Source organism: Pseudomonas sp. A-RE-22 (assembly GCF_019956035.1).
Lineage (GTDB): Bacteria > Pseudomonadota > Gammaproteobacteria > Pseudomonadales > Pseudomonadaceae > Aquipseudomonas > Aquipseudomonas brassicacearum.
The window spans coordinates 52,789-76,046 of sequence record NZ_JAHBCZ010000020.1; the positions used below are offsets into that span (position 1 = coordinate 52,789).

Below are 23,258 nucleotides of genomic sequence, written 5' to 3' on the forward strand. Positions count from 1 at the left end.
GATTATTGCCTGGCCGGTAACACTCTGTTTTCCACCCGCCGTTTGTGCCCTGGCCGGCCAGGGCATAAGCTTTGCCCTTTGTGATCGAGCACCCATTTCTGCCCAGGAGCCCCATGTCCAGCCAGTTCCCCGAAGCACGTCCACGCCGTCTGCGTCGCAATGCAAGCCTGCGCAGCTTGTTCCAGGAAACCGAGTTCACCTTGAACGACTTGGTGCTGCCGATTTTCGTCGAAGAAGAAATCGATGATTTTGTGCCGATCAAGAGCATGCCCGGCGTGGTACGCATTCCTGAATCGAAGCTGGCCGGCGAGATCGAGCGCTATGCCCGTGCCGGCATCAAGTCGGTGATGACCTTTGGTGTGTCCCATCACCTGGACAACGACGGCAGCGATACCTGGAGCGAGCGCGGCCTGGTGTCGCGCATGGCCGGGATCTGCAAAGACGCAGTGCCGGAGATGATCGTGATGTCCGACACCTGCTTCTGTGAATACACCGATCATGGTCACTGCGGTGTGCTCCACGGCGATGAAGTGGACAACGACCGGACCCTGGTCAATCTGGGCAAGCAGGCCGTGGCGGCGGCCCGAGCCGGTGCCGATGTGATCGCGCCATCGGCGGCCATGGACGGGCAGGTCCAGGCGATTCGCCGGGCCCTGGATGAAGCCGGCTTCAGCCAGACAGCAATCATGGCCTATTCCACCAAGTTCGCCTCGGCACTCTATGGCCCGTTCCGCGAGGCCGGCGGCAGCGCGTTGAAAGGCGACCGCAAGAGCTACCAGATGAACCCGATGAACCGCCGCGAAGCATTGCGCGAATCCTTGCTCGACGAGCAGGAGGGTGCCGATGCGCTGATGGTCAAGCCGGCCGGTGCCTACCTCGATATCATCCGCGACATTCGCCAGGCTTCGAACCTGCCGTTGTCGGCTTATCAGGTCAGTGGCGAATACGCGATGATCAAGTTCGCCGCCCAGGCTGGTGCCATCGACGAAGCCCGCGTGGTACGCGAGAGCCTTGGCGCCATCAAGCGGGCGGGGGCAGACCTGATCTTCACCTACTTTGCCATGGACCTGGCGCTGAGCGGGATCTGATCCCGCACTGCCCCCGGAGTTGGCTGTGAGTCCATGTTCACCGCCATTCCCACATGGTTTTAGATGATAGGAGATTCTAGGTACACCACCATTCTCCTGTGGGAGCGAGCTTGCTCGCGATAGCGGTGGGCCAGCTTGCATCAGTGTTGCCCGTGCCGCCGCCTTCGCGAGCAAGCTCGCTCCCACATTGGGCATAGCCCGCATCCACTTTTGATCGTATGGTTGCTCCGGAATAACGAACCCGATGGAGCACCATGCAATTCAACCGATTGATGATCAGCCTTGCTGCGCTGCTGGCCTTGGCCGGTTGCGGCAGCCGTCAGGCGCAGGAGCCTGAGCGTCAGCCTGCTGAGGTCAAGAAGCAGATTGTGCAGTTGTTGCCGGCCAAGACTGTGGATCGCGAAGGCTGGGCGACTGATATCTACGTGGCCTTTGCGGCCCAGCAGATTCCCTCTACCACGCAGAACATCTGTGCTGTCCTGGCGGTGACCGAACAGGAGTCGACGTTCCAATCCGATCCGCCAGTGCCGGGGCTGGGCAAGATCGCTCGTCAGGAAATCAACCGCCGGGCGGCGAAGGTGCACATTCCGGAGCTGTTGGTCAGTGGCGCACTCCAGGTGCGTTCGTCCAACGGCAAAAGCTACAGCGATCGGCTCAATGCGGCGCGTAGCGAGAAGGAGCTGAGCGAGATTTTCGATGATTTCATCAGCATGGTGCCGCTGGGCAAGACACTGTTCGGCGGTTTCAATCCGGTGCACACCGGTGGACCGATGCAGGTCAGCATCGCGTTTGCCCAGGCCAATGCGCGCAATTATCCCTATACGGTGGAAGGCTCGATTCGTCGCGAAGTGTTCAGTCGTCGTGGCGGGATGTATTTCGGCATCGCGCATTTACTGGGCTATCCGGTGAGCTACACCGAGCCGTTGTATCGTTTTGCCGATTTCAATGCTGGCTGGTACGCCAGCCGCAACGCAGCTTTCCAGCATGCGGTGAGTGTGGCGTCGGGCATTTCCCTGGCGCTGGACGGGGATCTGATTGCCCATGATTCCATCATGCCAGGCAGTACGGAACTGGCGGTGCGCACGCTGGGCAAGTCGTTGGGAATGCGCAACCCGACCATTCGCGATCAATTGGAGTTGGGTGACAGCCTGGCGTTCGAGGACAGCAAGCTCTACAAGCGCGTGTTTGAACTGGCTGACAAGGCCGAGGGTAAGCCGTTGCCACGGGCGGTATTGCCGGGAATCGTGCTCAAGAGCCCGAAGATCACGCGCAAGCTGACCACGGCGTGGTTTGCCAAGCGGGTGGATGAGCGTTATCAGCGGTGCATGGCGCGGGCGTCGGGGCGTTAGCCAGGCGTTGGCGCGTGAAAAAGCCCGGTGGATGAGGCCGGGCTTTTAGGGGGATGGGTTTGGTGGGGGATCAGTCTCAAGCGGTGTATCGGGTAGGCTGCCAGGCAACTCATGCGTGGTTTTCGATCAGGCGATCAGAGCCACCTTCAGCGACGCGACGTTCCAGCAGGCGTTCGGCACCGCCTTCAGCGACGCGGTTTTCCATCAGGCGGTCGGAGCCACCTTCAGCGACGCGACGTTCCAGCAGGCGTTCGGCACCGCCTTCAGCGACGCGGTTTTCCATCAGGCGGTCGGAGCCACCTTCAGCGACACGACGTTCCAGCAGGCGATCGGCACCGCCTTCAGCGACGCGGTTTTCGATCAGGCGATCAGAACCGCCTTCGGCGACGACGGGTTGGGACGAGGCGGCAAATACGTTGGCGGCCAGTACAGAGAAAGCGAGGCTGAGGATGACTTGGCGTTTCATGATGGTGTGCTCCGGGGTGCAGTGGTTTGTGTGGGGCCATTGTTGTCCCGGGCGATCATCAAGAGAACTTCATTGACATGATGGTGAACATCGACAGCAGTGATAGCTCGTTGGCCCGCTGCCGGTCAGCTTGATGGAACACTGACAGGCTAGCGGGCTCTATCGGCTAACGCTTATGCAGGAGGTGCGTTCATGTATCAGTTATTCGGTTGCAGGCAATCCGGCTCTTCGGCGGTGGAGGTTGCCCTGTGTCTCTGTGAGGTGGCTTATCGGCGGGTCGATGCCTATTCGACGCAAGACAACGATGCGGCGAAAGAGCTCGAGGCGCTCAATCCTCTGAAGCAGGTGCCGACCCTGCAGTTGCCAGATGGCTCGGTGCTGACCGAAGCGGCCGCAATCCTGATTCACCTCGGGTTGACCTTTCCCGCATCGAAGCTGCTCCCGCAAGACCCTGCCCAGCGCGCGCAAGCCATACGGGGCCTGGTCTACATCGCGGCCAATTGCTACACGCCCATCGGCATTATCGATTTTCCGGAACGCTGGCTGGACGAGGCGGACGAAGCGACTCGGCAGCGATTGATATCCGGCACGCAGCAACGGCTGTATCTCAATTGGGCGCGGTTTGCCGACCAGTTCCCGGCCCGACCTTTTCTAGGCGGTGACGAACCGGGGGCGCTGGATATTCTGGCGGCGGTGATCACGAAGTGGAGAAACACGCGGGAGGCGATGCTGAGCGCCCGCCCAGCGTTCCACGAGTTGTTGGAGCGCATCGACCACCATCCGCGCGTTGCGCCGGTGCTGTCGCTGCACTGGCCGTTGTAGGCGCTGCCGAGCGAAGCGAGGCTGCGATCTTTCCCCTGACGCTTGCGTCTCAAGCGAAAGATCAAAAGATCGTCCGAACGCGGCCCGAGCCTTCGGCAGCTCCTACAAGGTCAAGGACACGCCTTTCGTGCAGCCGCCTGTTCAACAAGGCCGGCAAATTGCCGGACATTTTCCTGATGCGCTGTCACCAGCTCGTCGATACTGGCGCCCGCTGGGGTTTGCAGGCTGCTGCGGCACGTGAGGGGGCGGGCGTCGTTGCCCAGGTTGCGCAGGCGCCATTGCACATCCATGCGGGCATAGCGGCCAGGGATCGAGTCGAAGCGTTGCACGTCTACCCGCAGCAATGATTTCGGTGCGCCAGGGTTGCCCAGTTGTTCGTCCAGGCTGCTGTGCAGTTCATCGGCCAGGCTGGCGCCCCACCATTCGGTTTCCAGGATCGCCAACCCGCTGTTGCCCTGGCGAATGACCATCTGGGTGCGATCCACTTGGGGTGGGACACTGACCTGTTCAATCTGGATGTCCACGCTGGAGCGCGATTGGCCTGCCGGTTGGGCTGGGCTCAGGGTGTGGTAGTGGATCGGATCGCTGCGGCAGGCGCCGAGCAGCAATGCCACGGCAACCAGGGTGAGTTTCAGCGTCAGTGGCATGGGGCGGGCTCCTGTGATCATTCTTTCACCGGCAATGTGAGGTTCTGCGCCGGTGCGTCCTTGGGACGGCCGCGAAGCAGCGATTCGGGATGGCGGCTCAGGTAGTCCGACAGTTCGCGCAGCGAGCGCGACATACGCCCCAGGTCGTCCAGGGTCTGGGTCAGTTGTTCGCGCTGCGGTGAGTCTTCAGCCAGGGTCGAGTTGGCTGATTGCAGGGTCTTGCTGACGTCTTGCAAGGTGCTTTGCACGCCCGGCAGGGTCTTGCTGTTGAACTGGGTCAGGCCTTTGCGCAACTCCACCAGGTTGCCATCCAGGTTGCCGGCAATGCTCTCCAGTGGCAGTTTGTTGATCCGCTCGATCATCGCCTGCAGTTGTTCCTGCAGTTGCTGGAGACTGCCCGGAATGGTCGGGATACGCACGGGCCGGGCGCTTGGGTCGAAGGCGACTTTTTCCGCCTTGGGGTAGAAATCCAGCGAGATGTACAACTGCCCGGTCAGCAGGTTGCCGCTGCGGGCCTGGGCGCGCAGCCCCCGCTCGACGAAGCTGCCGATCAGACGGGCGCCAGCGGCTTCGTCGTCTGGATTGTGATTGAGCGACTTGAGCAGTTTTTCATGGGCCTTGCCCAGGCGTTGCGGGTAGATCACCACGCCGACGTTGACCGGAAAGCTGCGCTGTTTCTCATCGAAATCCAGATGGATGGCCACCACCCTGCCGACTTCCACCCCGAGGAACTCCACCGGCGCACCGACGCGCAAGCCGCGCAGTGCCTGATCGAAGCGCAGGGCCAGGTATTGCGCCTTGCCGTCGGGCGGGGCGAGGGCGCTCTGCTGGTCGGCAAACAGCTCATAGGTCTTGTCCTCGCTGGCGGGGACGTCGTTGGGGCTGTACTCCGGCGCCCGAAACGCGATGCCGCCTAGCAGCAAGGCCGAGAGCGATTCGGTCTTGACCGCGAAACCATTGGCGCCGACGTTCACGTCCACGCCGCTGACGTTCCAGAACCGGGTGTTTTCGGTGACATACGCATCGTTGGGCGCGTTGACGAATACGTCGATGTTGACGCCTTTGCCTTCGGCGTCCAGGGCGTAGGACACGACCTGGCCCACCGGGATCTTGCGCAGGTACACCGGCGAGCCGATGTCCAGCGAACCTAGGTCCTGGGAATGCAGGGTGAAGCGCTTGCCCGGTTCGCCATAGGTGATGGGCGGCGGGTTCTCCAGGCCCGTGAAGGACTTGGCGCGCACTTTCGACTGGCCGGCGTCGGCGCCGATGAAATCCCCCGACAGCAAGGTGTCGATCCCCGAGATACCGCCGGCCCCGATGCGCGGCCGAACCACCCAGAACACCGAGTCTTCGTGAGTGAAGGTGTCGGCTGTCTTGGCGAGCTTGACCGTGGCGGTGACGTTCTTCTGGTCCTCGCTCAGTTGCACGTCGGTGACCTGGCCGATGACCACGTTGCGATATTTCACCTGGGTCTTGTTGGCGGTCAGGCCCTGGCCGGTCTTGAAGGTGATGGTGATGGTCGGGCCTTCCTGCAGCCAGTTGTGGACCACCAGGGAAATGCCCACCAGCACCGCGATGATCGGCACGATCCACACCAGCGACACCGTCCAGCGGCGGGTGGTGACGTGGGCGCGGCCGGGTGCGGGTTGCTGCCCGTCAGTGGCTTGCGACTTCATCCATGACCTCCTCGGATGGTTGGGTATCCCAGATCAGCCGGGGGTCGAAACTCATGGCCGACAGCATGGTGAACAGCACCACGAGGCCGAAGAACAGGATGCCCGGTCGTGGTTCGATGTCGCTCAATGCCTGGAACTTGACCAGGGCTGCCACCAGAGCCACCACCAGCACATCGAGCATCGACCAATAGCCAATGACTTCCACCAGCCGGTACAGTTTCGCCCGCTGGACCTGGGCCCAGGTGCTGCGCCGCTGTGCGGTCACCAGCAACAGGGTCAGCACCACGAACTTGATGCCAGGCACCGCGATGCTGGCGATGAAGATAATCAGGGCGATGTCCCAGGCGCCGCTTTGCCAGAACTCGATGACGCCGCTGATGATGGTGCTGTCGGCGCCTTCGCCGAGCATCTGGGTATTCATGACCGGCAGCAGGTTGGCCGGGATGTAGAACACCAGCGCGGCGAGCATGTAGGCCCAGGTGCGGGTGATGGCGTCGGGTTTGCGTCGATGCAGGGCGGCGTCGCAGCGGGGGCAGGTCTGGGGCTCGTCGGTCATGTCGCAGGCCAGGCCGCAACTGTGGCACAGGCACAGGTCCAGGTCGCGGGCCTCTGGCGGGGTGTCCAGCGGCTGGCCGTTCACAGGCTGTCCCACAGGTCGCGGACATCGCGCCCGGCAATGCGGATCATCAGCAGGCTCAGGGCCGCCAGGGCGAACAGGCCGATGCCCGGGAGCACGTCCAGCAGGCCGGCGAGCTTGATCACCGCCACCAGCGCGCCCAGCAGGCACACTTCCAGCATGCTCCAGGGCCGCAGGGTTTCCAGGCTGCGCATGCACAGGTTGAACCCCGGTGCCCGCCGCTGGAGGTAGGCATGGCCCAGTACCCAGAGCAGGAGCGCCAATTGAAAGGCCGGTGCGATGATGATCGCCACCGCTGTCACCAGGGCGATGAAGGTGATCGGCCCATGGCTCAGCGCCACGATGGAATCCCATAACGTCGCGCTGTTGCTCAGGCCCTGGAGGCGGATGCTCATGATCGGGTAGATGTTGGCGAAGGCCCACAGCACCGCTGCCGTCACGCTCAAGGCCAGGCGCTGCTCGATGGTCAGGCCGTTGTAGCGCTGGATCACCGCGTGGCAGCGCACGCACGAAGCTTTCTGGTGCGCGACGAGCACCACCGGCTCGTACACCGCATCGCAATGTTCACAAATGATCAGTCGGTCGGTGTTGGCCATTGGGATGCTCGCAGGAACAACCCCTTCAATATAGAAGTGCCTTGAGAATGAGCAACCCGACCGAATGGATCATTCCCCGCGAATGTATTGCTCCAGTTGTTTGATCAGATCGGCCTGTTCGGCGATGGCTTCCTTGACCAGGTCGCCGATGGACAGCAGGCCGACCAGTTTGCCGTCCTCTACCACTGGCAAATGCCGCAGGTGTTTTTCGGTCATGATGCTCAGGCAGGTCTCGACGTTCTGGTGCGGGTCGATGGTGATCACGGGGGAGACCATGATGTCACTGACCTTCGTGCCCACCGATGAGCGCCCGCGCAAGACCATTTTGCGGGCATAGTCGCGCTCGCTGATGATCCCCAGCACTTCGTCGTTCTTCACCACCAGCAACGCACCGACGTTCTTCTCGGCCATGCGCATCAGGGCCTGCAATACCATGTCGTCCGGTGAGATGGTGTGCACTTGCTGGTTTTTCTCGTCTTTTATCCGGAGCAACTGCGCGACGGTTTTCATGGGGGGCCTCGGGTGTTGTTTTTGCTGGTTGTTAAAGCATCGTAGACCCAACGGCGCAGAGCAAGCGGTAAAGCGGCGGCCAGTCGTCCAAAAGCGTCATTGCCGGGGGGATTTCCCACCGATGTGATGTCATCCAGCATTGTGGCGAGGGGCGTCCCTCTGTGGGAGCAAGCCTGTGGGAGCAAAGCTTGCTCGCGATGAACGATGACACGGTCTAGCAGTTGAACCGCATCGCGGGCAAGCCTTGCTCCCACAAATAAATCCCCTCGCCACAGGGTAGAATCGTCGCCTACGTAGAATTCGAGGTTGCAGCGGTGGATTTACAGCAGGGCTTCGTCCTGACCCGGCATTGGCGCGATACCCCGGCCGGCACCGAAGTCGAGTTCTGGCTGGCGACCGACGCCGGTCCCCAGCGCGTGCGCCTCCCAGTGCAAACGTCGGTGGCCTTTGTGCCGCAGATCCAGCGCGGCCAGCTCGAAGCCTTGCTGCAAGGGGAGAAGGAGGTAGAACTGCGCCCCCTGGACCTGCTGGATTTCGAGCATCGTCCGGTGCTGGGATTGTATTGCCAGCAGCATGCCCAACTGATGCGCCTGGACACCACCCTGCGCCGCGCCGGCGTGGAGGTGTTCGAAGCGGACATCCGGCCGCCGGAGCGCTACCTGATGGAGCGCTTCATCACCGCCCCGGTCTGGTTTGGCGGTACGCCGGCTGCCGATGGCCTGCTGGTCGACGCCCAGATGAAGCCGGCGCCCGAATACCGTCCACCGTTGCGCCTGGTGTCCCTGGACATCGAAACCACCGCCCAGGGCGAATTGTATTCCATCGCCCTGGAAGGCTGCGGCGAGCGCCAGGTCTACATGCTCGGGCCAGCCAATGGCGACGATACCGGCGTGGATTTCCAGCTGGAATACTGCGAATCGCGCACGGTGCTGCTGAAGAAACTCAACGATTGGTTCGCCCGTTTCGACCCTGACGCGATCATTGGCTGGAACCTGGTGCAATTCGACCTGCGAGTGCTGCATGAACACGCCCGGCGCCTGGCGGTGCCGTTGCGCCTGGGACGTGGTGGCGAAGAGATGCAATGGCGCGAGCACGGCGCGCGCAACAACCACTTCTTCGCCTCGGCCGCTGGCCGGCTGATCATCGACGGTATCGAGTCCCTGCGTTCGGCCACCTGGAGTTTCCCCTCGTTCAGCCTGGAAAACGTCGCCCAGACGCTGCTGGGGGAGGGCAAGTCCATCGATAACCCGTACCAGCGCATGGACGAGATCAATCGCATGTTCGCCGAGGACAAGCCGGCCCTGGCCCGCTACAACCTCAAGGACTGTGAACTGGTGACACGGATCTTCGCCAAGACCGAGTTGCTCAAGTTCCTCTTGGAGCGGGCCAGCGTCACCGGGCTGCCGGCGGACCGCAGCGGAGGTTCGGTGGCGGCCTTCACGCACCTGTACATGCCGCTGATGCATCGCCAAGGGTTTGTTGCCCCCAACCTGGGCCAGCGTCCGCCCGAGGCCAGCCCGGGTGGTTTTGTCATGGACTCCCAACCGGGCCTCTACGAGTCCGTGCTGGTGCTGGACTACAAGAGCCTGTATCCATCGATCATCCGCACCTTCCTGATTGACCCGGTGGGCTTGATCGAAGGGCTGCGTCACCCGGATGACCAGGAATCGGTGCCAGGCTTTCGCGGGGCGCGCTTCTCCCGTACTCGACATTGCCTGCCAGCCATCGTGGCGCGGATCTCCGAAGGCCGGGAGACCGCCAAGCGCGAGCACAATGCGCCGCTGTCCCAAGCGTTGAAAATCATCATGAACGCCTTTTATGGCGTGCTCGGTTCCAGTGGCTGCCGTTTCTTCGACACACGCCTGGCCTCGTCCATCACCCTGCGCGGTCACCAGATCATGCAGCGCACCCGCCAGTTGATCGAAGCCCAGGGGCATGTGGTGATCTATGGCGATACTGACTCTACGTTCGTCTGGTTGCGCCGAGCCCATGGCCAGGAGGAAGCGGCCAGGATCGGCCGCGAGTTGGTGGCCCACGTCAACCAATGGTGGCGAGAGCAGGTGCGTGCTGAGTTCGGATTGGAGAGTGCGCTGGAGCTGCAGTTCGAAACGCATTTCAAGCGCTTTCTGATGCCGACTATCCGCGGCGCCGAGGAGGGCAGCAAGAAACGCTACGCCGGATTGGTAACCCGTGCCGATGGCAGCGACGAAATCGTCTACAAGGGCCTGGAAACCGTGCGCACCGACTGGTCGCCGCTGGCCCGGCAATTCCAGCAGGAGCTGTACGGGCGGATTTTCCATCGCCAGCCCTATCAGGATTATGTGCGCGATTATGTGCAGCAGACCCTGGCCGGCGCGTTCGATGAACGATTGGTCTACCGCAAGCGTCTGCGTCGGCCGCTGGAAGACTATGAACGCAACGTCCCACCCCATGTGCGGGCCGCGCGGCTGGCCGATGAGTTCAACCAGCGCCAGGGCCGTCCGCGGCAATACCAGAATGGCGGCTGGATCAGCTACGTCATCACCGTCGCCGGCCCCGAACCGCTGGAGACCCGCAGTGCGTCAATCGATTACGACCACTACGTGACCAAACAGCTACAGCCAGTGGCGGATGCGATCCTGCCGTTTGTGGATGATGATTTTTCGACGTTGGTGGGTGGGCAGATGGGGTTGTTCTGAAACTCCGTGGTATTCAGGCCGAGCCCGTGGTCAGGGTTTATCCCCTGTAGGAGCAAGGCTTGCCCGCGATGCGGGCGCCTCGTTTTTCCCAGGACACCGTGTCGCCTCCATCGCGGGCAAGCCTTGCTCCCACAGATGAACTCCCTCGCCACAAGTCAGTGTGAATCCCGAGGTTGAATGGGGCTTCAGACCATCGCCAGGCGCTGCTTGCCCTGGGGCTGGGGAAATATCAGGTCTAGGGCTGCCAGGTCTTGCGGTTCCAGCTTGAGGTTGGCCGCTTCGGCATTCAAACGCACATGCTCAGGTTTCACGGCCTTGGGAATGGCAATCACATTGTCCTGGCGCAACAGCCAGGCCAGTGCGATCTGCGCCGGTGTGGCGCGATGGCGTTCGGCGATCTGTCCCAGGGTGTGATCCTTGAGCAGGTGTCCGCCCTGGCCGACCGGGCAGTAGGCCATGACGGGCATGGACTGGCGCTGGCACCAGGGCAGCAGGTCGAATTCGATGCCGCGTTCCTGCAGGTTGTACAGCACTTGGTTGGTCGCGCAGGCCGGCGCGGCCAGTTCCTCAAGGTCCGCTACATCGAAGTTCGACACGCCCCAACGGCCGATCTTGCCTTCTTCGCGCAGCCGCTCGAAGGCTTCGACGGTTTCGTCCAGTGGGTACTGCCCGCGCCAGTGCAGCAGATAAAGGTCGATGTAATCGGTGTCGAGCCGCCGCAGACTGCGTTCGCAGGCCAGGGGAATGCCTTTGCGACTGGCGTTGTGGGGATAGACCTTGCTCACCAGGAAAACCTGGTCGCGCAGGCCGGTGATCGCTTCGCCAACGACGGTTTCGGCACCGCCTTCGGCATACATCTCCGCCGTGTCGATCAGGGTCATGCCCAATTCGATTCCCAACCGCAGGGCGGCCACTTCTTTCTTGTGATGAGACGGTTCCTCACCCATGCGCCAGGTGCCCTGGCCAATGACCGGTACGGACACACCCGCCAATTCCAGCGTCCTCATGCCTTTCTCCTGTTGTGCTGATCGATAATCCAATGGACAGCAGGATAGTCGTAGGAGCTGGCGAAGCCTGCGATCTTTTCGCTCCAAACTCAATTGTCTGGGAAAGATCGCAGCTTCGCTTTGCTCGACAGCTCCTACGGGTGTGGTGCTTTTTTTTATTTCGCGGAGAACTTCAACACCATGGTCTGGGTGTAGGTCTGGCCCGGATCAAGCCGCGTCGAAGGGAAGTTCGGCTGGTTGGGCGAGTCGGGGTAGTGCTGGGTTTCCAGGGTGAACGCGCCCCAATGTGGATAGACCTTGCCTTGCTTGCCCTTGACGGTGCCGTCGAGGAAGTTGCTGGTATAGAACTGCACGCCAGGCTCGGTGGTGTAGAGCTGCAGGCGTCGTCCGGAGTCCGTGTCATACACCTCGGCGGCCAGTTTGTTCACGTCGCCCTTGGCGTCCAGCGCCCAGTTGAAATCGAAGCCGCCTTGTTTCGGTTCGGCGAATTTGAGTTGTGGGTGATCGGCCTTGATATGGGTGCCGATGGCGGTGGGTTGGGTGAAGTCCATCGGTGTGCCGGCCACGGGGGCCAGTTCGCCAGTGGGAATGAGCTTGCCGGTGACCGGCGTGTAATGGGCCGCGTGCAGGGTCGCGACCTGCTCGAGTATGTCGCCGTTGCCTGCCCCGGCCAGGTTGAAATAGCTGTGGTTGGTCAGGTTCAGCACTGTGGGCTTGTCGGTGGTGGCTTTGTACTCGATGCGCAACTCGTTCTGTTCGTTGAGGCTGTAGGTGACGTCGGTCTTCAGTGCACCGGGGAAACCCATCTCGCCATCGGCTGACAAGTAGGTCAGGGTGACGCCCACCGAGTCCTTGGCATTATGGGGCTGGGCCTTCCAGACTCGCTTGTCGAACCCTTGCGGCCCGCCGTGCAAGGCATTGCCATGGTCGTTCTGCGGCACCTGGTAACGCTTGCCGTCCAGCTCGAAGGCACCGTCGGCCAGGCGATTGCCGAAGCGGCCGATGGTCGCGCCGAAATACACGCTGCCATTCTTCTGGTAACCCTGCACGTCGTCGAAGCCGAGCACGATGTCGGCGGCCTTGCCGTGTTTGTCCGGCACGCTCAATGACTGGAGGATGCCGCCGTAGGTGATGACCGTGGCCTCCATGCCGTGACTGTTGCGCAGCACGAATTTTTCCACCGCCGTGCCGTCGTCGGTCTTGCCGAACGCACCACGTTCGTTGGTCAGGCCGGCAGCGTGGGAAGCCGAGGTGGCGATCATCAGAGACACTCCGAGGGCCGTAAGCAGTTGTCTGGATTCAAGCATGGTATGACCTTCCTTCCTGTTGTTTTGTTGTTGTTTTGAACGCGGGGCGAGTCCGCTACTGGTCGGACAGCGCTGAAGGTTTTTCTGGTTAGTAGTCTTTCTATTTGAAGGGTGAGAAGGGATTTATAGCCATTAATAAGGATTTATCAATTAAAAAGTAAGACTAATTGGATTGGAGAGATGTTGCGCAAGGTTGAGGGTTTTCTCCGGGCACTGCACTTTTGCGATTTTTGCCGCTCTATCCATGGCCTGGAAGCGACGACCCCCCATCGCTTCCCCATGCCCAGACAGAGACTCGATGGCCGCTGTTTTTTATTCTGTGACGAGATTGCGCCGTTGTTGCCTGGCATTGTTGGTCGGTGTGTCGATGCTGTTCAGCGGCGGCTGCAGCCATCAGCAGGGGCAGGATGTGGTCACGCAGTTCAGCAACGCCAGGCCCCAGGAGTTCTTGCAGACCAGCGTCGATCGCATGGCCACGTTGTCGATGCACGACAACCTGCAAAGCCTCTATCTGCTGATGAACAAGCTGTACCTGCGCAACCCCGAGGAACTGCGCAAGTCCGGCTTTCTCGACGCCCGCACTGCGGAAAAACAGGTGCGCGTGGCCATCGAGCAGCAACAGCCCTTGCCGACCCTGGGTGGCAAGAAGGACCTGGCGGCCCTGAGCTACGCCATGAGCCCGGAATTTCTCGGCGATCGGGTAGGGGCTTTCATCTATGCCATTGGCAGCATGCTGGTCACCGCGCACGGCAATCGCCTCGAGTTCTACATGACCGACACCATCGACCCGCGTTTTGTCAGCAACGCGGCGCGCAATATCGAAAAAGCCACCTGGCTGCTGAGCCAGCGGCAGAACAAGGACGGCAAGCTGTTGCTGTTTTCCAATGAGATTTCGGAGGAGGGCAGCAACCTGAGTTTCGCCGTGGAGTTCGGAAAAATCGTCGCCCGATTGGACCTGCTGACCCAGATGCTCGATGAGCGCTACCGGCGGATCGGCTTGAATTACGCCCAGAGCCTGCTGTTCCTCAACTTCCTGCCGGTTCAGTGAAGCTATGGAAAAGGAATAAAGATAGATCACATCGATATAGGAGGTTATAAGAAAAATCGCTATGCTCGCGGCCAGATTTTTCACGCGGTCGTGCTGAGACGGGTTTAATGGATTTCGGTAATGTCGGTTTAGTCGTTGCAGGCCTGGTGGTCGGTTTCATCGTTGGGATGACCGGCGTCGGCGGTGGTTCGCTGATGACCCCGATCCTGTTGTGGTTTGGTATCAACCCTGCGACGGCGGTAGGTACGGACCTGTTGTACGCGGCTATTACCAAGTCTGGTGGTGTCCTGGTTCATGCAAAAAATCGCAACATCGACTGGGCGATTACTGGCTGGCTGACGTTGGGCAGTGTGCCGGCGGTCGGCTTGACGCTGTGGTTCCTCAGCAGCCTGCACAGCTCCCCCGAGGCGATGAACGCGGTAATCAAGCAAGCCTTGGGCTTTGTGTTGTTCGCCACCGCCCTGGCGATCCTGTTCAAGAAGCGCCTGCTGCAATTTGCCCACGACCGCGCTGGCGGCCACTACAACCCCTCCGGTTCGCGCCTCAATGTGCTGACGGTCATCACTGGCCTCGTGCTGGGTGCGATGGTCGCCTTGACCTCCATCGGCGCTGGCGCCCTGGGCACTGTCGCGCTGTTCATCCTCTACCCGTTCCTGGTCACCAAGCGCCTGGTGGGCACCGAGATCGCCCACGCCGTACCGCTGACCCTGGTAGCTGGCCTGGGCCATGCGAGCATGGGCAACATGGACTGGCACATCCTGGGTTTCCTGCTGATCGGTTCGTTGCCGGGGATCTACCTGGGCAGTCATTTGTCGGGACGCATCTCCGACGAACTGCTGCGCCCATGCCTGGCGGTGATGCTGGCGATGATCGGGTTCAAGCTGGCGTTCTAGAACAGTCAGCTCAAGTCCAATAGTGTGGGAGCGAGCTTGCTCGCGATAACGGTGTGTCAGTCGACTCGATGTTGGGCGTCATGACGCTATCGCGAGCAAGCTCGCTCCCACAATTAGTCTCTCCCGACTTCAGCGCTCTCCTTGCGGTTGCGCAATGAACCCCCTGGCCTAAGCTTCAAGTCAGGCAGGCGCAGTATTGAGCGACTCTCGCGGAACAATCGCCGCCCTGTGCAATCAGTACAGCGTAAATATCAAAAGGAGAGGCGCATGCTCATTCGGTCGTTGACCTTCGCTACCTTGCTGGCCATCGCCGGCCCCCTGTTCGCTGCCGATGGCGACTCGCCGCTGTTGGCGGACGCAGGCAAGTCACGTCCCCTTGTCGTCATCGCGCCCAGCACGGTCGACCCTGCCTGGGTGAGCCTGAAAAAGGCCTTGGATGAACCGGCAGGCAAGCAGGGCTTTTCCGAGCGCAACATGGTGCTCTATACCGTGCTCAATACCATTGGGCAGCGCGATGGCAAGGATCTGGATCCGCAAAGCACCATGGCGTTGATTCGCTCGCTCAAGCTGGGAGCCGGAGCACAGACCAAGATCATCCTGGTGGGCAAGGACGGGGAAAAGAAGCTTGAGCATTCCGGGGCGATCGAACTGAAAGACCTCTTCGATGCCGTCGATAAACTGCCTGCGGCAGAGAAAGAAGCAACACCTCCAGCCCCACCACCCGCGCCAGAGCCTGCACCGACCAAGGATGCGAAAGGCGCCAAGCCTGGCAAGGCAGTCAAGCCGGCGGGGCCGGTGAAGCCGCTGGATGATTGATTTCCGCCGACAGACTCTTGTGGTGAGGGGATAAATCCCCTCGCCACAAGTGAGCCCAGCCGATTTATTTCACGTCCAGCGCAGCGAGGATCCGATGCGCCGCTTTCACCCGTTCTTCGATCGGGTAGTTCCTGTTGGCAAGCATGACGATCCCCATGTCCTTTCCGGGTACGAACGCCGCGTATGCGCCGAAACCGTTGGTAGATCCTGTCTTGTTGACCCAGGCGCCGTCCGGCGCTGGGCGGGGCGGGTTGAGAGGTTCGACTTTTTGTGGGGTCAGGGCCATTTGCGGTGTGTTGCCAGCGAGCAGGTCATCCAAGGTGAACGGAGCGGGGTAGAACTCCCAGCCCAGCCCCTGATTCATCCCGCCAACCCTGTAGAAACCTGTATGCGTCGTGGCGATCGCTTGCTTCAGATCCGCGTCCAGTTTTTCCGGTCGCAGGTTGGCCTCGAGGAAACGCATCAGGTCCGATGAGCTGGTTTTCACCCCGTAGGCCTCGGAGTCCAGGGCTCCCGGTCCGACCCGGACGGGCTTGCCGTCTTTTGCATAACCTTGGGCGTATCGGCCCAACTGATCCTGCGGCACCCGCACATAGCTGTGCTGGAGGCCCAGCCCTGGCATCAGCGTGCGCTCCATCACCTCGTCAAACGGCCGCCCCAGGCTGCGGGCTGCCAGATAGCCGAACAGGCCGATGCTCGGGTTTGAATAGAGCCGCTGGGTGCCGGCCGGGTAGAGCGGCTTCCAGGTCGTGTAATAACTGAACATCCGGTCCGGATGGTCCGCCTCGGCGGGGAACTGCAACGGCAGGCCTCCGGCGGTATAGGTGGCGAGGTTGAGCAGGCTGATGCCCTCGAAGGCACTGCCGCGCAGCTCGGGAGCAAAGCGACTGGCCGGGTCCGCCAGGGACAGCTTGCCCTGGGCCTGGGCATAGGCGCCAAGGGTGGCGGTGAAGGTCTTGCTGATCGAGCCGATTTCGAAGAGGGTCTGGTCGGTGACCGGCTTTTTCGTGTCCTTGGAGGCCACGCCGTAGTTGAAGTAATGGCGTTGACCGTTGTAGGTGATCGCCACGGCCATGCCGGCGATGTCCTGTTGCTTCATCAAGGGCTGGATCGTGGCATTGACAGCGTCTTCAATACGATCCTGGGCAAAGCCCGGAGCTGCCCCGCAGACCAGGAAAAAAGTGCCTGCGAGTATCGATTTGGCCATGTGCATGTCGGACCGTCTCCTTGGATGGCGGTGGTTCAAGCTGCTCTGTATCCAGCAGCTTTCGATGCCTGAGTGCATCTTGGGGTGGTCAATCTAGGAGGTTTTCGGTTGCTCGGCAATCGGTGCTCATCCGGCTCGAGGGCGCTTCGGAGTCGTCCGACTGGGCCGCAGGAGTGTTCCTACGAAAATCTTCGGTCGTCGGCTTTCGGTGTCGCATGGCAAACCACACAAACCCCCGGCTGCCGGGTAAACTTGCGCTCTTTCTAAAGGAGTTCACATGAGTTACTACCAGCCCGGCATTCTCGCCACCCCTGTTCCGCCTCAGGCCCGTCATTTGTTTTTTGCCCTGGAATCGGTCGAGGCATTGCCGGCTGCGATAGACAAACTCCTGTTGCTGGTCGATGGGCGGGTCGTGGTCGGCTTTGGCGAATCGCTGGTCCAGGCGCTGGGCGCCCAGGTCGAAGGCCTGCGAGCCTTCCCTGCCTTGGCCGGCGTGGGCGTGGACAACCCCTCGACCCAACACGCGCTGTGGTGCTGGCTGCACGGCGAAGACCGCGGCGAGCTGATGCACCGCAGTCGCGCCATCGAGGCGGTGCTGGCCCCGGCGCTGCGCCTGGTGCAGATGAACGAAACCTTCCGCCATATGACCGGCCATGACCTGACCGGCTACGAAGACGGCACCGAAAACCCTCACGACGAAGCGGCCATCGCCGCCGCCCTGACCCAGGGTGTCGATGGGGTGCGCGGTGGCAGTTTCGCCGCGATCCAGCAATGGCAGCACGATCTGGATGGCTTCGCGGCGATGCAACCCCATGAGCGCGACAACATCATGGGCCGTCGCCTGAGCGACAACGAAGAACTCGACGACGCGCCGGAATCGGCCCACGTCAAGCGCACCGCCCAGGAAAGCTTCGCCCCGGAGGCGTTCGTGGTGCGTCGTTCCATGCCGTGGATCGAAGGCGACCGTGCGGGGCTGATGTTCCTGGCGTTCGGTTTCTCCCTCGATGCTTTCGAGGCACAACTGCGCCGCATGAGTGGCCTGGAAGACGGCATCACCGATGGCCTGTATCGCATGAGCCGGCCAATCACCGGCGGCTATTACTGGTGCCCGCCACTGTTGGACGGACGCCTGGATCTGCGCGCCCTGGCCCGGTAAGCGCAACGGTTTGTGCAAAGCGTGACGTGAACGCTATTCTTGGGCCGGATGTCTATCCGTGGAATGGGGGAAGCAAACGTGGATAAAGTCATCGTCATCACCGGTGGCGGCCGCGGAATCGGGGCGGCCACGGCGCTGTTGGCTGCCGAGTTGGGCTATCGGATCTGCATCAATTACCAGTCCGATGAGAGTGCTGCGCAGGAGGTGCTCGAACAGGTCCGGGCCAAGGGCGCGCAGGCGATTGCCGTGCGGGCCGACGTGAGCATCGAAGACGAAGTGATCGGCCTGTTCGACCGGGTGGACGCCGAGCTGGGCCGTGTCACCGCCCTGGTGAACAACGCCGGCACGGTCGCGCAGAAATCCCGGCTCGATGAAATGTCCGAATTCCGCATTCTCAAGATCATGAAGACCAACGTGCTGGGGCCGATTCTTTGCGCCAAGCACGCGGTGCTGCGCATGTCGCCCAGGCACGGCGGGCAGGGTGGCAGCATCGTCAACGTCTCGTCGGTGGCCGCGCGCTTGGGCGCACCGGGGGAGTACGTCGATTACGCGGCCTCCAAGGGCGCGCTGGACACCTTCACCATCGGCTTGTCCAAGGAAGTGGCCGGCGAAGGCATTCGCGTCAACGCGGTGCGCCCCGGCTACATCTACACCGATTTCCATGCCCTGAGCGGTGACCCGGACCGGGTCAGCAAGCTGGAATCAGCGATCCCCATGGCCCGGGGCGGGCGTCCGGATGAAGTGGCCGAAGCGATTATCTGGCTGTTGTCGGACAAGGCTTCGTATGCGACCGGGACGTTTGTGGATCTGGGGGGCGGGCGCTGAGTCCTGGGGTGTCTGTTTCGGCCCTATCGCGAGCAAGCTTTGCTCCCACAGGGGACAGTGTTCCGATGTGGGAGCAAAGCTTGCTCGCGATGGCGGTCTGACGGACAACCCGATATCAGAACGAACGAATAATCCGCCCCAGCGTCTCCATGGCCTTTTCCGAGGCCTCGGTCCACGGGCTGCCGTAATTCAAGCGGATGCAATTCCTGAAACGCCGGGTTGGTGAAAAGATCGGTCCCGGCGCGATGCTGATGCCCTGGGCCAGGGCCATCTGGAACAGCTTGAGCGAATCCATCTGCTCCGGCAGCTCCAGCCACAGGAAGTAGCCCCCCGCCGGCTGGCTGACCCGGGTCTGGGCGGGGAAGTAGCGGGCGATGGCGGCGAGCATCGCGCTTTGCTGTTCCTCCAGGGCATAGCGCAGTTTGCGCAGGTGACGGTCGTAGCCGCCGTGTTGCAGGTAGTCGGCGATGGCGGCCTGGGCCGGCATCGAGGCGCACAACGAGGTCATGAGCTTGAGCCGTTCGATCTTCTGCGCGTAGCGCCCGGCGGCGACCCAGCCGATGCGATAACCCGGTGCCAGGCTCTTGGCGAACGAACCGCAATGCATCACCAAGCCTTCGGTGTCGAACGCCTTGGCAGGCTTGGGGGCCTGCTGGCCGTAATAGAGTTCGGCGTACACGTCGTCCTCGATCAGCGGCACCTGATGGCGGCGCAGCAACTCTACCAACGCCTGTTTGCGCTCCTCGGGCATGGTCGCGCCCATGGGGTTCTGGAAGCTGGTCATGCACCAGCAGGCCTTGATCGGATGGCGCTCCAGTGTCTGCGCCAGCACGTCCAGGTCGATGCCGTCGCGCGGGTGCACGGGAATTTCCACGGCCTTGAGCTTCAGGCGCTCCAGTACCTGCAGGCTGGCGTAGAACGCTGGCGCTTCGATCGCCACCAGATCGCCGGGTTCGGTCACGGCTTGCAGGCACAGGTTCAACGCTTCCAGGGCGCCGTTGGTGACCAACAGCTCCTCCATGGGCAGCATCAACCCGCCGACCATGTAGCGCAGGGCGATCTGTCGACGCAGTTGAGGGTTGCCTGGCGACATGTCCGTGACCACCATTCGCGGGTCCATGTCCCGTGTTGCGCTGGACAGCGAACGGGACAGCCGTTGCAGTGGGAACAGCATCGGGCTGGGGAATGCCGAGCCGAACGGTACGGTGGCCGGGTCCTTGATCGAGTCGAGGACCGAAAATACCAGCTCACTGACGTCGACTTCGGTGGACTCGTGCACCTGGCTGCTGATCGCGGGCTCCGAAAACGGGCTCGGCGCATGGGTGTTGACGAAGTAACCGGAGCGCGGCCGGGCCCGGATCATGCCGCGTCGTTCCAGCAGGTAATAGGCCTGGAACACGGTGGACGGGCTGACACCGTAGGTCTGGCTGGCATAGCGTACCGACGGCACGCGCTGACCTGGCCCCAGCATGCCCGAGCGGATCAGTTCGGCGATGTCGTCGGCAAATTTCTCGTAGCGTTTCATGGTGGTGCCCAGTCTTGAATGACGCGTGGTTTGCGCTTTTTAAACTGTGGGAGAATCTGTGGGAGCAAAGCTTGCTCGCGACGCAGGCGACACGGATCAACAGTAAGGTCGCGTTATCGTTCTTCGCGAGCAAGCTTTGCTCCCACACGCTCGCTCCCACAGGTGCCCGGCATCTTAAAGCTTCAACGATTCATCGGTGCGACAAAACGGCTCTTGGCGATGCTGTAGATGCCTGGCTCGTCGCTGTCGGCGACCTTGAACGTCATTTCCTGGGAGCCTTTGCCGGGCCGTTCGCTGAGCATCGCCACCGACACCGGCACATCGACGATTTCCCCCGGGGCCAGGCTCAGTTGGGTCTTGCCTTGCAGGATGAAGCCGTCGCCGTCCACCAGGGACAGATGGTAATCCTGGCGCTGTTGGGTCTTGTTGATGATTTTCAGGCTGTAGATGTTCTCGATCTGGCCTGCGCTGTTTTCCCGAAACAGGCCACGGTCCTTGCTGACGTCCAGCGACACCATGGGCCGTTGCATCAGCGCCACGACCAGCGCGCCGATCATCACCAGCAGCACGGCGGTATAGCCGATCAGCCGAGGCCTGAGCAGGTGAGTCTTGCCACCCTGCAGCTGATGTTCGGAGGTGTATTTGATCAGGCCGCGGGCGTAGCCCATCTTGTCCATGATCGAGTCGCAGGCATCGATGCAGGCCGCGCAGCCGATGCACTCCATCTGCAGGCCGTCGCGGATGTCGATGCCGGTGGGGCAGACCTGCACGCACATCTGGCAGTCGATGCAGTCGCCCAGACCAATATTGGCCGGGTTTGCCTCGCGTTTGCGTGGGCCGCGGATTTCACCGCGGGCCGCATCGTAGGAAATGGTCAGCGTGTCCTTGTCGAACATCACGCTCTGGAAGCGTGCATAGGGGCACATATGCATGCACACCGCTTCACGCAGCCAGCCGGCGTTGAGGTAGGTGGCTGCGGTAAAGAAGAGCACCCAGAACAGACTCACGCCGGCCATTTGCAGGGTCAGCAGTTCTTCGGCCAAGGGGCGGATCGGCGTGAAGTACCCCACGAACGTCAGGCCGGTGAGCAGGCTGATGGCCAGCCACAGCGTGTGCTTGGCGCTGCGGCGCAAGAGTTTGTTCAGGCCCCAGGGCGCGGCCTGCAGTTTGATCCGCTGGTTGCGTTCGCCCTCGGTGATTTTCTCGCACCACATGAAGATCCAGGTCCAGGAACTCTGCGGGCAGGTGTACCCGCACCACACGCGGCCGGCAAACACGGTGATCGCAAACAGGCCGAAGGCGGCAATGATCAGCAAGGCCGACAGCAGGATGAAATCCTGGGGCCAGAAGGTCGCGCCAAAGATGTGGAATTTGCTTTCGGAAAGGTCCCAGAGCACCGCCTGGCGTCCGCCCCAGTTCAACCACACCGTGCCGAAGAACAGCAGGAACAGAACCCCCGCACCGCTGATGCGCAGGGTACGAAACAAACCGGTGAAGCTGCGGGTGTGGATCAGGTTGTCGGTGCTCCTGGCCTTTATCTTCGTTGGCGCAGGTTCGAACGTCTGTATCAACTGGACGGGGATTCTATCGCTCATGGTCGGTCGCTCATCAGCCTCTATCTGGCCGGGGCACTATGACCATGGAACTGTTTGCATAACAGACTCAGGTGTTTCGATAAAAACCGGATCAGATGACGCGAAACCCAGGCCCTGCGACACTTTGATGCACCCGAGGACGAGCGAACATACCGTTGAGGCCAGGGGGTAGTGGGAGCAAAGCTTGCTCGCGATACAGACACCTCGGTTCAAGAAGTATCGTGTTGTTTTCATCGCGAGCAAGCTTTGCTCCCACGGATTGAACACCTCGCAGAGGCTTCAAGCCGTTCAGATCGCCGAGCCGCTGTCGCTGGCCTTCAGGTGCTTGCGCCCGTCGACTGCGCCGGCCACGGTCAGTGCATCGGCCTCGGCCTCGGTGATGTAGACCCGGTCGCCATTGAGCTCCACGACTGACATGGCCTTGTCCGGGTCGGTGATGATGGTCAGCTCGCTGGCAGGGCGCTGTTCGGTGCCATTGGGGGTTTCGAAATGGCAGGTCTGGTTGTCATCGATACGGACAGTCATGGTGTTGCTCCTTCTGGGGTCATGTACGTTAGGTCGTGCGGCCAAGCCGGGGTTCGTTGCGGCTGATCAGCGGTCGGGCGCACCTCTGGCGCCGCCTGCGGTCCATCGTTTATCGAATGAAAAAGAGGACGGTCCATGGACGCCTGGTGGCATGAAGTCTGGGTAACCCTGCAGGCGGAATTCGCCGACATCACCGATGCCCAGCAGATGACCCGGGTCACGGTGCGTCTGCTAATGGCCGCGCTGTTGGGCGGCATTTTGGGTTTCGAGCGCGAACACAAGGGCAAGGCTGCCGGCGTGCGGACCCACATGCTTGTGGCCCTGGGGGCGGCGCTGTTCGTATTGGTGCCACAGATGTCCGGGTCCCAGGCCGACGCGATGAGTCGGGTGATACAAGGCGTGGTCGCCGGCATCGGTTTTCTCGGCGCCGGCACCATCCTGAAAAACACCGACGGCGACGAAGGTCACGTCAAGGGCCTGACCACGGCTGCGGGCCTCTGGATGACCGCCGCCATTGGCGTCGCCGCCGGGCTGGGCCGGGAGGCGACGGCGGTGCTCAGCACGGTGCTGGCGCTGGCGATCTTCAGTGTGATGCCGGTGATCGTCCGGGCGCTGGAGAAGGGCGGCAAGCCATAGCCTGAGCATAAGACTTGAACATTAAACTTGTGGGAGCGAGCTTGCTCGCGATGGCGGAGGATCAGCCAGTCACTATGCTGATTGACAGTCTGCTATCGCGAGCAAGCGCGCTCCCATAGGGGGCAGCTCCAAGTCGTTGGCTCAAACCCGCTCCGGCGGCGCCTCGCTCGGCGGGTCGCCCAGCGGCGGTTGTGGGTCCAGTGGCGGGTCTTTCTCTGGAATCGGCTCGGGATCAGGGCCGGGCGGGGG

At 61.7% G+C, this 23,258-nt stretch carries 21 protein-coding genes and 1 pseudogene; 10 read left to right on the plus strand and 12 right to left on the minus strand.

Annotated features, from left to right (window positions below; translation table 11 throughout):
• The first annotated feature begins 113 nt into the window (after positions 1–113).
• Both hemB and KGA89_RS11800 read left to right on the plus strand, forming a co-directional pair.
• On the plus strand, positions 114–1,088 hold the full coding sequence (gene hemB, locus KGA89_RS11795) for a porphobilinogen synthase (RefSeq protein ID WP_003200059.1): 975 nt from the start codon (positions 114–116) through the stop codon (positions 1,086–1,088).
• Positions 1,089–1,342: 254 nt separating this feature from the next.
• Complete coding sequence (locus KGA89_RS11800; RefSeq protein WP_223471627.1) at positions 1,343–2,437, plus strand: DUF1615 domain-containing protein; 1,095 nt, start codon at positions 1,343–1,345, stop codon at positions 2,435–2,437.
• 118 nt (positions 2,438–2,555) lie between these two features.
• On the opposite strand, the pseudogene KGA89_RS11805 reads toward KGA89_RS11800, so the two are convergent.
• Positions 2,556–2,903 (minus strand): annotated as a pseudogene (locus KGA89_RS11805) (phage infection protein); the annotation flags it as partial.
• Positions 2,904–3,095: 192 nt separating this feature from the next.
• On the opposite strand from KGA89_RS11805, the gene KGA89_RS11810 reads away from it, so the two are divergent.
• Positions 3,096–3,725: a glutathione S-transferase family protein gene (locus tag KGA89_RS11810; RefSeq protein WP_223471629.1), complete on the plus strand. Its 630-nt coding sequence runs from the start codon at positions 3,096–3,098 to the stop codon at positions 3,723–3,725.
• A 110-nt stretch (positions 3,726–3,835) separates the two neighbouring features.
• Here the strand turns inward: KGA89_RS11810 and KGA89_RS11815 are convergent, their stop codons facing one another.
• From KGA89_RS11815 to KGA89_RS11835, 5 genes are all read right to left on the minus strand, one after another.
• Positions 3,836–4,372: a membrane integrity-associated transporter subunit PqiC gene (locus KGA89_RS11815; RefSeq protein WP_223471630.1), complete on the minus strand. Its 537-nt coding sequence runs from the start codon at positions 4,370–4,372 to the stop codon at positions 3,836–3,838.
• A 17-nt stretch (positions 4,373–4,389) separates the two neighbouring features.
• Entirely contained in the window at positions 4,390–6,048 is a 1,659-nt protein-coding gene (locus KGA89_RS11820) for an intermembrane transport protein PqiB (RefSeq protein WP_223471631.1), read from the minus strand.
• Positions 6,029–6,673, minus strand: coding sequence for a paraquat-inducible protein A (locus tag KGA89_RS11825; protein WP_027912575.1), 645 nt, complete (start codon positions 6,671–6,673; stop codon positions 6,029–6,031). Before KGA89_RS11825 ends, KGA89_RS11820 begins: the two co-directional genes overlap by 20 nt.
• A gap of 11 nt (positions 6,674–6,684) precedes the next feature.
• Positions 6,685–7,281: a paraquat-inducible protein A gene (locus KGA89_RS11830; RefSeq protein ID WP_003200073.1), complete on the minus strand. Its 597-nt coding sequence runs from the start codon at positions 7,279–7,281 to the stop codon at positions 6,685–6,687.
• Between the two features lie 69 nt (positions 7,282–7,350).
• On the minus strand, positions 7,351–7,791 hold the full coding sequence (locus KGA89_RS11835; protein WP_003200075.1) for a CBS domain-containing protein: 441 nt from the start codon (positions 7,789–7,791) through the stop codon (positions 7,351–7,353).
• Positions 7,792–8,105: 314 nt separating this feature from the next.
• Between KGA89_RS11835 and KGA89_RS11840 the strand changes: the two genes are divergently transcribed.
• Entirely contained in the window at positions 8,106–10,469 is a 2,364-nt protein-coding gene (locus KGA89_RS11840) for a DNA polymerase II (protein ID WP_223471632.1), read from the plus strand.
• A gap of 185 nt (positions 10,470–10,654) precedes the next feature.
• On the opposite strand, the gene KGA89_RS11845 is transcribed toward KGA89_RS11840, so the two are convergent.
• On the minus strand, positions 10,655–11,476 hold the full coding sequence (locus tag KGA89_RS11845) for an aldo/keto reductase (RefSeq protein ID WP_223471633.1): 822 nt from the start codon (positions 11,474–11,476) through the stop codon (positions 10,655–10,657).
• Between the two features lie 155 nt (positions 11,477–11,631).
• Entirely contained in the window at positions 11,632–12,783 is a 1,152-nt protein-coding gene (locus KGA89_RS11850; RefSeq protein ID WP_223471634.1) for an aldose epimerase family protein, read from the minus strand.
• A gap of 298 nt (positions 12,784–13,081) precedes the next feature.
• Between KGA89_RS11850 and KGA89_RS11855 the strand changes: the two genes are divergently transcribed.
• The 3 genes from KGA89_RS11855 to KGA89_RS11865 all read left to right on the plus strand — a co-directional run bounded on the left by KGA89_RS11855 (position 13,082) and on the right by KGA89_RS11865 (position 15,540).
• Positions 13,082–13,831, plus strand: coding sequence for a hypothetical protein (locus KGA89_RS11855; RefSeq protein ID WP_223471635.1), 750 nt, complete (start codon positions 13,082–13,084; stop codon positions 13,829–13,831).
• 107 nt (positions 13,832–13,938) lie between these two features.
• Positions 13,939–14,724, plus strand: coding sequence for a sulfite exporter TauE/SafE family protein (locus KGA89_RS11860; RefSeq protein WP_003200084.1), 786 nt, complete (start codon positions 13,939–13,941; stop codon positions 14,722–14,724).
• 267 nt (positions 14,725–14,991) lie between these two features.
• Positions 14,992–15,540: a DUF4174 domain-containing protein gene (locus tag KGA89_RS11865; RefSeq protein ID WP_003200085.1), complete on the plus strand. Its 549-nt coding sequence runs from the start codon at positions 14,992–14,994 to the stop codon at positions 15,538–15,540.
• A gap of 64 nt (positions 15,541–15,604) precedes the next feature.
• On the opposite strand, the gene ampC is transcribed toward KGA89_RS11865, so the two are convergent.
• Positions 15,605–16,753, minus strand: coding sequence for a class C beta-lactamase (gene ampC, locus KGA89_RS11870; RefSeq protein WP_223471636.1), 1,149 nt, complete (start codon positions 16,751–16,753; stop codon positions 15,605–15,607).
• A 271-nt stretch (positions 16,754–17,024) separates the two neighbouring features.
• On the opposite strand from ampC, the gene KGA89_RS11875 reads away from it, so the two are divergent.
• Complete coding sequence (locus KGA89_RS11875) at positions 17,025–17,903, plus strand: Dyp-type peroxidase (protein WP_223471637.1); 879 nt, start codon at positions 17,025–17,027, stop codon at positions 17,901–17,903.
• Between the two features lie 78 nt (positions 17,904–17,981).
• The gene (locus KGA89_RS11880; RefSeq protein WP_003200090.1) at positions 17,982–18,728 is read left to right on the plus strand and encodes an SDR family oxidoreductase; all 747 of its coding nucleotides are present in this window, start codon (positions 17,982–17,984) and stop codon (positions 18,726–18,728) included.
• A 115-nt stretch (positions 18,729–18,843) separates the two neighbouring features.
• On the opposite strand, the gene mapR is transcribed toward KGA89_RS11880, so the two are convergent.
• From mapR to KGA89_RS11895, 3 genes are all read right to left on the minus strand, one after another.
• Positions 18,844–20,253 (minus strand): GntR family transcriptional regulator MpaR, encoded by a 1,410-nt coding sequence (gene mapR / locus KGA89_RS11885; protein WP_003200093.1) that lies wholly within the window; start codon positions 20,251–20,253, stop codon positions 18,844–18,846.
• Positions 20,254–20,435: 182 nt separating this feature from the next.
• Positions 20,436–21,848 carry a cytochrome c oxidase accessory protein CcoG gene (ccoG, locus tag KGA89_RS11890; RefSeq protein ID WP_013692689.1) on the minus strand — a complete coding sequence of 471 codons (1,413 nt, stop codon included), beginning with the start codon at positions 21,846–21,848 and terminating at the stop codon, positions 20,436–20,438.
• Between the two features lie 288 nt (positions 21,849–22,136).
• Complete coding sequence (locus KGA89_RS11895) at positions 22,137–22,373, minus strand: DUF3203 family protein (RefSeq protein WP_003200097.1); 237 nt, start codon at positions 22,371–22,373, stop codon at positions 22,137–22,139.
• 135 nt (positions 22,374–22,508) lie between these two features.
• Here KGA89_RS11895 and KGA89_RS11900 point away from each other — a divergent pair, with 135 nt between their 5' ends.
• A complete protein-coding gene (locus tag KGA89_RS11900) occupies positions 22,509–23,009 on the plus strand; it encodes an MgtC/SapB family protein (protein ID WP_003200100.1) in 501 nt (166 codons plus the stop codon).
• Positions 23,010–23,258: the final 249 nt, after the last annotated feature.

Excerpts from the sequence above, each read along its gene's own strand:
- hemB (WP_003200059.1), top strand. The coding sequence starts at position 114 with ATGTCCAGCCAGTTCCCCGAAGCACGTCCACGCCGTCTGCGTCGCAAT.
- KGA89_RS11800 (WP_223471627.1), top strand. The coding sequence starts at position 1,343 with ATGCAATTCAACCGATTGATGATCAGCCTTGCTGCGCTGCTGGCCTTG.
- KGA89_RS11810 (WP_223471629.1), top strand. The coding sequence starts at position 3,096 with ATGTATCAGTTATTCGGTTGCAGGCAATCCGGCTCTTCGGCGGTGGAG.
- KGA89_RS11815 (WP_223471630.1), bottom strand. The coding sequence starts at position 4,372 with ATGCCACTGACGCTGAAACTCACCCTGGTTGCCGTGGCATTGCTGCTC.
- KGA89_RS11820 (WP_223471631.1), bottom strand. The coding sequence starts at position 6,048 with ATGAAGTCGCAAGCCACTGACGGGCAGCAACCCGCACCCGGCCGCGCC.
- KGA89_RS11830 (WP_003200073.1), bottom strand. The coding sequence starts at position 7,281 with ATGGCCAACACCGACCGACTGATCATTTGTGAACATTGCGATGCGGTG.
- KGA89_RS11835 (WP_003200075.1), bottom strand. The coding sequence starts at position 7,791 with ATGAAAACCGTCGCGCAGTTGCTCCGGATAAAAGACGAGAAAAACCAG.
- KGA89_RS11845 (WP_223471633.1), bottom strand. The coding sequence starts at position 11,476 with ATGAGGACGCTGGAATTGGCGGGTGTGTCCGTACCGGTCATTGGCCAG.
- KGA89_RS11850 (WP_223471634.1), bottom strand. The coding sequence starts at position 12,783 with ATGCTTGAATCCAGACAACTGCTTACGGCCCTCGGAGTGTCTCTGATG.
- KGA89_RS11855 (WP_223471635.1), top strand. The coding sequence starts at position 13,082 with ATGGCCGCTGTTTTTTATTCTGTGACGAGATTGCGCCGTTGTTGCCTG.
- KGA89_RS11860 (WP_003200084.1), top strand. The coding sequence starts at position 13,939 with ATGGATTTCGGTAATGTCGGTTTAGTCGTTGCAGGCCTGGTGGTCGGT.
- KGA89_RS11865 (WP_003200085.1), top strand. The coding sequence starts at position 14,992 with ATGCTCATTCGGTCGTTGACCTTCGCTACCTTGCTGGCCATCGCCGGC.
- ampC (WP_223471636.1), bottom strand. The coding sequence starts at position 16,753 with ATGCACATGGCCAAATCGATACTCGCAGGCACTTTTTTCCTGGTCTGC.
- KGA89_RS11875 (WP_223471637.1), top strand. The coding sequence starts at position 17,025 with ATGAGTTACTACCAGCCCGGCATTCTCGCCACCCCTGTTCCGCCTCAG.
- mapR (WP_003200093.1), bottom strand. The coding sequence starts at position 20,253 with ATGAAACGCTACGAGAAATTTGCCGACGACATCGCCGAACTGATCCGC.
- ccoG (WP_013692689.1), bottom strand. The coding sequence starts at position 21,848 with ATGAGCGATAGAATCCCCGTCCAGTTGATACAGACGTTCGAACCTGCG.
- KGA89_RS11895 (WP_003200097.1), bottom strand. The coding sequence starts at position 22,373 with ATGACTGTCCGTATCGATGACAACCAGACCTGCCATTTCGAAACCCCC.
- KGA89_RS11900 (WP_003200100.1), top strand. The coding sequence starts at position 22,509 with ATGGACGCCTGGTGGCATGAAGTCTGGGTAACCCTGCAGGCGGAATTC.